Below are 10,431 nucleotides of genomic sequence, written 5' to 3'. Positions count from 1 at the left end.
GGGCCGTACGACAGCAAGGCAGCAGAGATGACGAGGTTGGACTCCGTCGAACGGGCGGTTGCCGACATTGCGGCCGGTAAGGCGGTCATCGTCATCGATGACGAGGATCGGGAGAACGAAGGCGACCTGATATTTGCCGCCGAGATGGCGACCCCGGAGATGGTGGCCTTCATGGTCCGCTACACCTCCGGTTACCTGTGCGTACCATTGGACGGCGCGATCTGCGACCGGCTGGGGCTGCTGCCGATGTACGCGGTGAACCAGGACAAGCACGGAACCGCCTACACGGTCACAGTCGACGCGAAACGCGGCGTGGGCACCGGGATTTCGGCATCCGACCGGGCGACGACCATGCGGCTGCTGGCCGATCCCGACAGCGTCGCCGACGACTTCACCCGCCCCGGTCACGTTGTTCCGTTGCGCGCCAAGGACGGTGGCGTGTTACGCAGACCCGGACACACCGAAGCCGCCGTCGATCTTGCCCGGATGGCGGGACTGCAGCCCGCGGGCGCTATCTGCGAGATCGTCAGCCAGAAGGACGAAGGCTCGATGGCCCAGACCGATGAATTGCGGGTCTTCGCCGACGAGCACGATCTCGCGCTGATCACCATCGCAGACCTGATCGAGTGGCGCCGCAAACACGAAAAGCACATCGCGCGCATCGCGGAAGCCCGAATCCCCACCCGCCACGGCGAATTTCGGGCCATCGGCTACTCCAGCATCTACGAGGACGTCGAGCACATCGCGCTGATTCGCGGCGACATCGCCGGGCCGAACGCGGAGGGCGACGACGTGCTGGTTCGGGTGCACTCCGAGTGTCTCACCGGTGACGTGTTCGGTTCCCGCCGTTGTGATTGCGGACCCCAGCTGGACGCGGCGATGGCGATGGTCGCGCGGGAAGGCCGCGGAATCGTGCTGTACATGCGGGGCCACGAGGGCCGCGGCATCGGGCTGATGCACAAACTGCAGGCCTATCAGTTGCAGGACGCCGGCGAGGACACGGTGGATGCCAACCTGAAACTCGGATTACCCGCCGACGCAAGGGATTACGGTATCGGTGCGCAGATCCTCGTCGACCTGGGTGTGCGCTCCATGCGCCTGCTGACCAACAACCCCGCCAAGCGGGTCGGACTGGACGGGTACGGCCTGCACATCATCGAGCGGGTGGCGCTTCCGGTACGGGCGAACGCGGAGAACATCCGCTACCTGATGACCAAGCGCGACAAGATGGGCCACGACCTGGCCGGCCTGGACGACTTTCACGAATCCATCCATTTGCCAGGCGAATTCGGGGGGGCATTGTGATCGCTGACGGGGGAGTGCTGCACCGATGAGCGGTGGCGCTGGTGTGCCGGAGGTAGCGCCTCTCGACGCGTCCGGTCTGCGGCTGGCCCTGGTGGCAAGCACCTGGCACAGCGAAATCTGCGACGCGCTGCTGGCGGGTGCTCAGAAGGTCGCCTCGGAGTCGGGTATCAACGACCCGACTGTGGTCCGGGTGATCGGGGCGATCGAGATCCCGGTGATCACGCAGGAACTGGCCCGCAACCACGATGCCGTGGTCGCTCTGGGCGTCGTGATTCGCGGTCAGACACCGCATTTCGACTACGTGTGTGATGCGGTGACGCAGGGCCTGACCCGGGTGTCGCTGGACTCGGCCACGCCGGTGGCCAACGGTGTGTTGACCACCGACACTGAGGAGCAGGCCCTGGACCGGGCCGGCCTTCCGGAATCGGCCGAGGACAAGGGGGCCCAAGCCACCCTGGCGGCACTGACCACCGCGCTGACCTTACGTGACCTGCGCGCTCGGTCGTGAAGTCGTCGCCGAGTCGCGAGGCCTGGGATGTGGAACTTCGTCCCCACCTCACACCGCTGTTCGTCTACGCGGCGGCTTTCGTCATCGTCGCCGTGCACATCGCGGTCGGTCTCCTGCTCAAGGCCAAGTCCAGCGGCGTGATCTTCCAGACCGCCGACCAGGTGGCGATGGCCGTTCTGGGTGTGGTCATCGCCTGCGTCGTGCTGTTGTTCGCACGGCCCCGACTGCGGCTGGGGCCGGCCGGAATCTCGGTGCGAAATCTGCTGGGCGACAGGCTGATCAGCTGGTCAGATGTCGTTGGCGTCTCGTTCCCGTTAGGGCATCGCTGGGCGCGCATCGACCTGCCCGATGACGAGTACATCCCGGTGCTCGCCATCCAGGCCGTCGACAAGGGCCGCGCCGTGGAAGCGATGGACACCGCGCGATCGCTGTTGGCGCGTTACCGGCCGGACCTGCCGGCGCACTGAGGCGCTGGCAGCCCGCCCGGTTGGGTCAGTACCTGGTGCAGTCGACCATCATTTGCTGGAAAATCGGCAACGCCTGCTGCGCGCCCGGGTTGTTCTGGATGGCGCGCAGTAGATTCGCGCGCTGGTCCGGGGACGACACCATGTACTGCTGCAAGAACTGCTGGTTCGGCGGCGACTGGTCCAAGTAGCGGGCGGCCATCGGATTCTCGGCGTGCACCGCCCTCATCGCCTGGTCATAACTGCAGGTTGTGTTGAGCATCGGGCCGAAATCAGGGTCGGCGGATGCGACCCCGGCCCCAGCGGCCGATGCCACCGCCAGACCGCCGACAGCGACGGCCAGCCTCGTCAACGAGCGCTTGATCATTTGCGGATTCCCTCCATTGGATAACACCCACTGTAATGCCCCGTGAGAAGTTGGTAGCCGCAACCGGAGCCGTCCAAACGGTGTGGGTACCGACTACTAGCCTGGATACGTGCCAGATCCCGCAACATATCGCCCCGCGCCCGGGTCCATCCCGGTCGAGCCGGGCGTCTACCGATTCCGGGACACGCACGGTCGAGTCATCTACGTCGGCAAGGCGAAGAGCCTGCGAAGCCGGCTGACGTCCTACTTCCAGGACATCTCCGCCCTGCACCCGCGAACCCGGCAGATGGTGACCACTGCGGCCAAGGTCGAGTGGACGGTGGTCAACACCGAAGTCGAGGCGTTGCAGCTGGAGTACAACTGGATCAAGGAGTTCGATCCGCGGTTCAACGTCCGCTACCGCGACGACAAAACCTATCCGGTGCTGGCCGTCACCCTCAACGAGGAATTCCCCCGCTTGATGGTGTACCGGGGACCGCGCCGAAATGGCGTGCGCTACTTCGGGCCTTATTCGCACGCGTGGGCCATCCGGGAGACGCTGGACCTGCTGACCCGGGTGTTTCCCGCCCGCACCTGTTCGGCCGGAGTGTTCAAACGGCACAACCAGATCGGCCGTCCCTGCCTGCTGGGTTACATCGACAAATGCTCGGCACCCTGTGTCGGCAGGGTCAGCGCGGAGCAGCACCGCCAGATCGTCGACGACTTCTGTGACTTCCTGTCCGGCAGGACGGACCGCTTTGCCCGCGAGCTCGAGCAGCGGATGAACGCCGCGGCCGAGCAACTCGACTTCGAACGGGCCGCGCGGCTGCGCGACGACCTCGGCGCGCTCAAGCGCGCGATGGAGAAGCAGGCCGTGGTGCTGGGCGACGGCACCGACGCCGACGTCGTCGCGTTCGCCGACGACGAGCTGGAAGCGGCCGTCCAGGTCTTCCACGTCCGCGGCGGCCGGGTTCGCGGTCAGCGGGGCTGGATCGTCGAAAAGTCTGCGGAGGCCGGTGATTCGGGCGAGGAACAGCTCGTCGAGCAGTTCCTGACCCAGTTCTACGGCGAACAGGCCGAATTGGGTGGCGCCGCCGACGAATCCACCAACCCGGTGCCCCGCGAGGTGCTGGTGCCCTGCCTGCCGTCGAACTCCGACGAGCTGACGGCTTGGCTGTCCGCGTTGCGCGGTTCCAGGGTCGCGCTGCGGGTGGCGCGGCGCGGCGACAAGCGCGCGCTGGCCGAAACCGTTCAGCGCAACGCGAAAGAGGCGCTGCAGCAACACAAACTGAGGCGAGCCGGCGACTTCAACGCCAGATCGGCTGCGCTGCAGAATATTCAGGAGGCCCTGGGGCTCTCCGAAGCGCCGCTGCGCATCGAGTGCGTCGACGTCAGCCACGTGCAGGGCACCGACGTGGTGGGCTCGTTGGTGGTCTTCGAGGACGGCCTGCCGCGCAAGTCGGATTACCGCCACTTCGGGATCCGGGAAGCCGCCGGCGAGGGCCGCTCCGACGACGTCGCGTCGATCGCCGAGGTGACCCGGCGCCGGTTCCTGCGGCACCTGAGCGACCAGAGCGATCCGAATATGCTTTCGCCGGAGGGGAAAACGCGGCGGTTCGCCTATCCGCCAAACCTGTATGTCGTCGACGGCGGCGCCCCGCAAGTCAACGCCGCCAGCGCCGTGCTCGACGAGCTCGGCATCACCGATGTCGCCGTGATCGGCCTCGCCAAGCGGCTGGAAGAGGTGTGGGTTCCGTCCGAACCCGATCCCGTCATCATGCCCCGCAACAGCGAGGGTCTTTTCCTGCTGCAACGGATCCGTGACGAGGCGCATCGCTTCGCGATCACCTACCATCGCAGCAAGCGATCCAAGCGAATGACTGCATCCGCACTGGATTCGGTGCCAGGATTGGGAGAGCATCGCCGCAAGGCGCTGGTAACCCATTTCGGATCGATAGCCCGCCTCAAGGAGGCCACCGTCGACCAGATCACCGCGGTTCCCGGCATCGGTGTCGCCACTGCCACCGCCGTCCTGGAGGCGCTGCGACCTGAGAAGTCCGGAGTCGCCGAATGACAGGCCCGGGTGAGTTCACCGATGGCCGCCCGTCGGACCCCACTGCCGGTATCGACGTCGTGCTGGTGACCGGATTATCAGGGGCCGGGCGGGGTACAGCTGCCAAGGTGCTCGAGGACCTCGGCTGGTACGTGGCCGACAACCTGCCGCCCCAGCTGATCACCCGCATGGTGGATTTCGGTTTGGCGGCGGGCTCGCGCATCACTCAGCTGGCGGTGGTCATGGATGTTCGATCGCGCGGGTTCACCGGCGATCTGGACTCGGTGCGCAACGAGCTGGCCACTCGCAACATCGCCCCGCGCGTGGTCTTCATGGAAGCCTCCGACGACATGCTGGTGCGCCGCTACGAGCAGAATCGCCGCAGCCACCCACTGCAGGGCGATCAGACGCTGGCCGAAGGCATCGCCGCCGAACGGCGGATGCTGGCTCCGGTCCGGGCGACCGCCGATCTGATCATCGACACGTCGACGCTGTCGGTGCGCGGCCTGCGGGAGAGCATCGAGCGCGCCTTCGGCAGCGACGTCAGCACGACCACCAGCGTCACCGTCGAATCGTTCGGCTTCAAGTACGGCCTGCCGATGGATGCCGACATCGTGATGGACGTGCGGTTCCTTCCGAACCCGCACTGGGTGGACGAGCTGCGTCCCCTCACCGGGCAGGATCCCGCGGTGCGTGAATACGTCCTGAGCCAACCCGGCGCGGCGGAGTTCCTCGACACCTACCATCGTTTGCTATCTCTGGTTGTCGACGGCTACCGCCGGGAGGGCAAGCGCTATATGACCGTCGCCATTGGCTGCACGGGGGGCAAGCATCGCAGCGTTGCGATCGCCGAGGCGTTGATGGCGCAGCTGAAGGCCCAGGAGGACGAAGCGCAACTGTCGGTGCGGGTGCTCCACCGCGATCTGGGCCGCGAATGAGCCACCCGGGTAACCAGGGCATCGTTGCGCTGGGCGGCGGACACGGCTTGTACGCGACGCTGTCCGCGGCCCGCCGGCTGACTCCGCACGTCACCGCCGTCGTGACCGTCGCCGATGACGGTGGATCGTCCGGGCGGCTGCGCAGCGAACTGAGCGTGGTGCCGCCGGGTGATCTGCGAATGGCATTGGCGGCGTTGGCATCTGACAGTCCGCACGGGCGGCTGTGGGCGACCATCATGCAGCACCGGTTCGGCGGCAGCGGCGCCCTGGCCGGGCATCCGATCGGCAACCTGATGCTCGCCGGCCTATCGGAGGTGTTGGCCGATCCGGTCGCCGCCCTCGACGAGCTCGGCCGCATCCTGGGCGTCAAGGGCAGGGTGCTGCCGATGTGCCCGGTCGCGCTGCAGATCGAGGCCGACGTGTCCGGACTCGAGGCGGACCCGCGGATGTTCCGGCAGATCCGGGGTCAGGTGGCGATCGCGACCACGCCGGGCAAGGTGCGACGGGTGCGGCTGCTTCCGTCGGATCCGCCGGCCACCCGGCAAGCCGTCGACGCGATCATGGCCGCCGACCTGGTGGTGCTGGGTCCCGGATCGTGGTTCACCAGCGTGATCCCGCATGTGCTGGTGCCCGGGCTCGCGGCGGCCCTGCGCGCCACCACCGCCCGCCGCGCACTGGTGCTCAATCTGGTGGCCGAACCGGGGGAGACGGCCGGCTTCTCGGTCGAGCGCCATCTGCACGTGCTCGCCCAGCACGCGCCGGGGTTCACCGTGCACGACATCATCATCGACTCCGAACGAGTGCCCAGCGAGCGGGAGCGCGAGCAACTACGCCGCACCGCAACACTGCTACAGGCCGAGGTCCACTTCGCCGACGTGGCCCGACCTGGTACACCTTTACATGATCCAGGCAAACTTGCGGCGGCCCTGGACGGGGTCCGAGCGGCCCACAAGGGGCCGGGGGTGCCTCCGATCACGGCTACCGCAGACATTCGGGTCGAAGGTGCAAGCTCACCGCCCGGTGGGACTGGACCGGCTGGCAGCGGACCAAGGGGTGACGACGCGTGGCGATGACGACTGAAGTCAAAGACGAACTGAGCCGCCTGATAGTGAAATCGGTCAGTGCGCGTCGCGCGGAAGTCACGTCGCTGCTGAGGTTCGCCGGCGGGCTGCACATCGTCGGCGGCCGGGTGGTCGTCGAGGCCGAGGTGGACCTGGGCAACGTCGCGCGGCGCCTGCGTAAGGACATCTTCGAGCTGTACGGCTACAACGCCGTCGTGCATGTGTTGTCGGCCAGCGGGATTCGCAAGAGCACCCGGTATGTGCTGCGGGTGGCCAACGACGGTGAGGCGCTGGCGCGTCAGACCGGGCTGCTCGACAATCGCGGGCGTCCCGTGCGCGGTCTGCCGGCGCAGGTCGTGGGCGGCAGCGTCGGCGACGCCGAAGCCGCATGGCGTGGAGCTTTTTTGGCGCACGGCTCGCTGACCGAGCCCGGCCGTTCGTCGGCGCTGGAGGTCAGCTGCCCGGGCCCGGAGGCCGCGCTGGCACTGGTCGGCGCAGCGCGCCGGCTGGGGGTCGGCGCGAAGGCCCGCGAGGTGCGTGGCGCCGACCGGGTGGTGGTGCGCGACGGCGAGGCGATCGGCGCGCTGCTGACCCGGATGGGCGCCCAGGACACCCGGCTGGTCTGGGAGGAGCGCCGGATGCGGCGGGAGGTGCGGGCGACGGCCAACCGGCTGGCCAACTTCGACGACGCCAACCTGCGCCGCTCCGCGCGGGCCGCGGTCGCCGCAGCCGCCCGGGTGGAACGGGCCCTCGAGATCCTCGGCGACACCGTTCCCGATCATCTGGCCTCGGCGGGCAAACTGCGCGTCGAGCACCGGCAGGCCTCACTCGAGGAGCTCGGCCGGCTCGCTGACCCGCCCATGACGAAAGACGCTGTGGCGGGCCGCATTCGGCGGTTGCTGTCGATGGCCGATCGCAAGGCGAAGATCGACGGGATCCCGGACACCGAGTCCGCGGTGACACCCGATCTGCTCGAGGACGCCTAGCCCCCCGGTTTTGTTTGCCATAGCTCCGCGCCGTCGGCAGGGGAGGGCTACGGTCGGGGCATGAAGCGGCTTTCGAGTGTTGATGCGGCGTTTTGGTCCGCGGAAACTGCCGGCTGGCATATGCACGTCGGCGCCTTGGCCATCTGCGACCCCACCGATGCGCCCGAGTACAGCTTTGCGCGCCTGCGCGAGCTGATCATCGAGCGACTGCCGGAATTGCCGCAACTGCGATGGCGGGTCACCGGGGCGCCGCTGGGGCTGGACCGGCCGTGGTTCGTCGAGGACGAGGAACTCGACGTCGACTTCCACATCCGCCGCATCGGCGTCCCGGCGCCGGGCGGCCGGCGCGAGGTCGACGAGTTGGTGGGCCGGCTGATGTCCTACAAGCTGGACCGGTCGCGACCGCTCTGGGAGCTGTGGGTGATTGAGGGCGTCAAGGGTGGGCGGATCGCGACGCTGACCAAGATGCATCACGCCATCGTCGACGGGGTCTCCGGTGCCGGGTTGGGCGAAATCCTGTTGGATGTCACGCCCGAACCGCGGCCGGCGAACACGGAGACGGTGGGATCGCTGGTGGGCTTCCAGCTTCCGGGCCTGGAGCGGCGCGCGCTGGGCGCGCTCTACAACGTGTGGGTCAAGACGCCGTTCCGGATCAGCAGGCTGGTGGAGCAGACCGTGCGCCAACAGATCGCCGCCCTGGGCGTCACGAAGAAGCCGCCCCGCTTCTTCGATGCGCCCAAGACCCGCTTCAACGCCACGGTGTCGCCACACCGGCGGATCACCGGCGTCCGCGTCGAGCTGGACCGGGTCAAGGCCGTCAAGGACGCCTTCGACGTCAAGCTCAACGACGTCGTGCTCGCGCTGGTGGCGGGTGCTGCCCGCGCATACCTGCAGAAGCGCGACGAGCTGCCGGCCAAACCCCTGATCGCACAGATCCCGGTCTCGACCCGCACCGACGAGTCCAAAGGTGACGTCGGCAACAAGATCAGCTCGATGACCGCATCGCTGGCCACCGACATCGAGGATCCCGCCGAGCGGCTGCGGGTCATCCACGAAAGTACCCAGAGCGCAAAGGAAATGGCCAAGGCGCTGTCGGCGCATCAGATCATGGGGCTCACCGAGACGACACCGCCGGGATTGCTGCAGCTGGCCGCCCGCGCCTACACCGCGAGCGGGCTGTCGCACAACCTCGCGCCGCTCAACCTGGTGGTGTCCAACGTCCCCGGACCGACGATGCCTCTCTACATGGCAGGCGCGAAGCTGGAATCGCTGGTGCCCCTCGGGCCGCCGGTCATGGACATCGCCCTGAACATCACCTGCTTCTCCTACGGCGACAGCCTGGACTTCGGCTTCGTCACGACGCCCGAGGTCGCCAGTGACATCGACGAGATGGCCTACGCCATCAAGACGGCGCTCACCGAACTCGAAGGCGCCGCGGGGCTGGGCAGCTAGCCGCTCGGGGGCGGGTTCGTCGCGTAGACCCAGGACAGGAACCGGGCGATCGCCTCGGCGGACTGATGCGCCCGCGGCGAGCTGAAGATGTCGAAAGCATGTTGGGCGTGCGGCAATTCGGCGTAGGGCACGGGCGCCTTGGACACCGACCGCAACTGCTCGACGAACTCGCGCGCCTCGCCCACCGGAATCAGTGAGTCGTCGGTGCCGTGCAGGACGAAGAACGGCGGCGCGTCGGCCCGCACGTCCCGGATCGGCGACGCGTCGATGAACACGTCGCGGTGGGTGGCCAAAGTCCGCTTCACCACTAACTTTTCGAGCAGCTCCACGAATTCGCGACGGCCCTCGCCCTCGGTCGTGAACCAGTCGTAGCGCCCGTAGATCGGCACGGCCGCAACCACGGACGTGTCGGCGTCCTCGAAACCCGGCTGGAACTTCGGGTCGTTCGGCGTCAGTGCCGCCAGCGCACAGAGGTGGCCGCCGGCCGACTCGCCGGTCATCGCGACGAAGTTCGGGTCACCGCCGTAGTCGGCGATGTTCTCCTTGACCCAGGCCAGCGCCCGTTTGACGTCGACGATGTGGTCTGGCCAGGTGTGGCGCGGCGCGACCCGGTAGCCGATCGATACGCAGACCCAGCCGCGGGCGGCCAGGTGGCTCATCAGCGGATAGGCCTGCGGCCGCCGCATCCCGATCATCCAGGCGCCGCCGGGGACCTGCAGCAGCACCGGCGCCTTGCCGTCGCGCGGCAGATCGCGGAGGCGCCAGATGTCGGCCATGTTCGCGCGGTGCGGGCCGTAGGAGACGACGTTCTTTTTCTCGACGTAGCGCCGGCGCGCCATCGTGTTGCGCAGCGGCAGGTTGCGCCGTCCCCTGCGGGTGGGCTGGGTGGGCAGCTTGGCCAGTTCGTCGGCGTAGTCGGGGCCGAGTTGTTCGCGCAGGCCCGCCTCCAGCACGGGGCCGGGGGTGGTGACACCGCGGTAGCGGATCACCCCGAGCAGCGCCCAGGACGCGGCCGTCAGGCCGAGTGCGACCTTGCCCCGCCGACCGGCGAAGTCGCCGCGCCTGCCGCGGCGCAGCACATCCAGCAGTGACGCCGTGAAATACAGACCCGGCACCTCCGACGTCGGCCAGCCGAACCAGAACACCAGGATGGTGCTGTAGCCCTTGCGGGCCAGCGGGCGAAACCCGTTGGCGGCGTTGGCAAGTTCGAGCGCCGCGCGCGCCACCGGCCGGGGGCGGCGCAGCGTCTTGATCAGGTCACGCCTCATGCGCCGGTGACCCGTGATTGCAATTCGCTGCGCAGGATCTTGCCGGTGCT

10 protein-coding genes are annotated in these 10,431 nt (G+C 67.9%); 8 read left to right on the top strand and 2 right to left on the bottom strand.

Annotated elements, in window-relative coordinates:
• The first annotated feature begins 27 nt into the window (after positions 1-27).
• From JOZ00_RS23305 to JOZ00_RS23295, 3 genes are read left to right on the top strand one after another with little or no spacing between them, the layout of a single operon-like run.
• A complete protein-coding gene (locus tag JOZ00_RS23305) occupies positions 28-1,305 on the top strand; it encodes a bifunctional 3,4-dihydroxy-2-butanone-4-phosphate synthase/GTP cyclohydrolase II (RefSeq protein WP_293348734.1) in 1,278 nt (425 codons plus the stop codon).
• A 25-nt stretch (positions 1,306-1,330) separates the two neighbouring features.
• Entirely contained in the window at positions 1,331-1,813 is a 483-nt protein-coding gene (ribH, locus tag JOZ00_RS23300; RefSeq protein WP_293348728.1) for a 6,7-dimethyl-8-ribityllumazine synthase, read from the top strand.
• Positions 1,810-2,280: a PH domain-containing protein gene (locus JOZ00_RS23295; protein ID WP_293348725.1), complete on the top strand. Its 471-nt coding sequence runs from the start codon at positions 1,810-1,812 to the stop codon at positions 2,278-2,280. Before ribH ends, JOZ00_RS23295 begins: the two co-directional genes overlap by 4 nt.
• Before the next feature lie 25 nt (positions 2,281-2,305).
• On the opposite strand, the gene JOZ00_RS23290 is transcribed toward JOZ00_RS23295, so the two are convergent.
• Complete coding sequence (locus JOZ00_RS23290) at positions 2,306-2,644, bottom strand: hemophore-related protein (protein ID WP_293348722.1); 339 nt, start codon at positions 2,642-2,644, stop codon at positions 2,306-2,308.
• Between the two features lie 109 nt (positions 2,645-2,753).
• Here JOZ00_RS23290 and uvrC point away from each other — a divergent pair, with 109 nt between their 5' ends.
• Genes uvrC through JOZ00_RS23265 form a run of 5 tightly spaced genes read left to right on the top strand, consistent with a single transcriptional unit; the run spans position 2,754 to position 9,113 of the window.
• A complete protein-coding gene (uvrC, locus tag JOZ00_RS23285) occupies positions 2,754-4,697 on the top strand; it encodes an excinuclease ABC subunit UvrC (RefSeq protein ID WP_293348719.1) in 1,944 nt (647 codons plus the stop codon).
• A complete protein-coding gene (gene rapZ, locus JOZ00_RS23280) occupies positions 4,694-5,614 on the top strand; it encodes an RNase adapter RapZ (protein WP_293348716.1) in 921 nt (306 codons plus the stop codon). The genes uvrC and rapZ overlap by 4 nt, the downstream gene beginning before the upstream one ends.
• Positions 5,611-6,687 carry a uridine diphosphate-N-acetylglucosamine-binding protein YvcK gene (gene yvcK / locus JOZ00_RS23275; protein WP_293348713.1) on the top strand — a complete coding sequence of 359 codons (1,077 nt, stop codon included), beginning with the start codon at positions 5,611-5,613 and terminating at the stop codon, positions 6,685-6,687. Before rapZ ends, yvcK begins: the two co-directional genes overlap by 4 nt.
• Positions 6,684-7,661, top strand: coding sequence for a DNA-binding protein WhiA (whiA, locus tag JOZ00_RS23270; protein WP_293348710.1), 978 nt, complete (start codon positions 6,684-6,686; stop codon positions 7,659-7,661). Before yvcK ends, whiA begins: the two co-directional genes overlap by 4 nt.
• A 60-nt stretch (positions 7,662-7,721) precedes the next feature.
• Positions 7,722-9,113, top strand: coding sequence for a wax ester/triacylglycerol synthase family O-acyltransferase (locus JOZ00_RS23265; RefSeq protein ID WP_293348707.1), 1,392 nt, complete (start codon positions 7,722-7,724; stop codon positions 9,111-9,113).
• Here the strand turns inward: JOZ00_RS23265 and JOZ00_RS23260 are convergent.
• Positions 9,110-10,381: an alpha/beta hydrolase gene (locus JOZ00_RS23260; protein ID WP_293348731.1), complete on the bottom strand. Its 1,272-nt coding sequence runs from the start codon at positions 10,379-10,381 to the stop codon at positions 9,110-9,112. The genes JOZ00_RS23265 and JOZ00_RS23260 overlap by 4 nt on opposite strands.
• Positions 10,382-10,431 lie beyond the last annotated feature (50 nt).

The sequence above is a fragment of the Mycobacterium sp. genome, from assembly GCF_019243155.1.
Taxonomy (GTDB): Bacteria; Actinomycetota; Actinomycetes; order Mycobacteriales; family Mycobacteriaceae; genus Mycobacterium.
The sequence above is the reverse complement of the archived record's forward strand: the minus strand, read 5'-3'. Positions and strand labels throughout refer to the sequence as shown.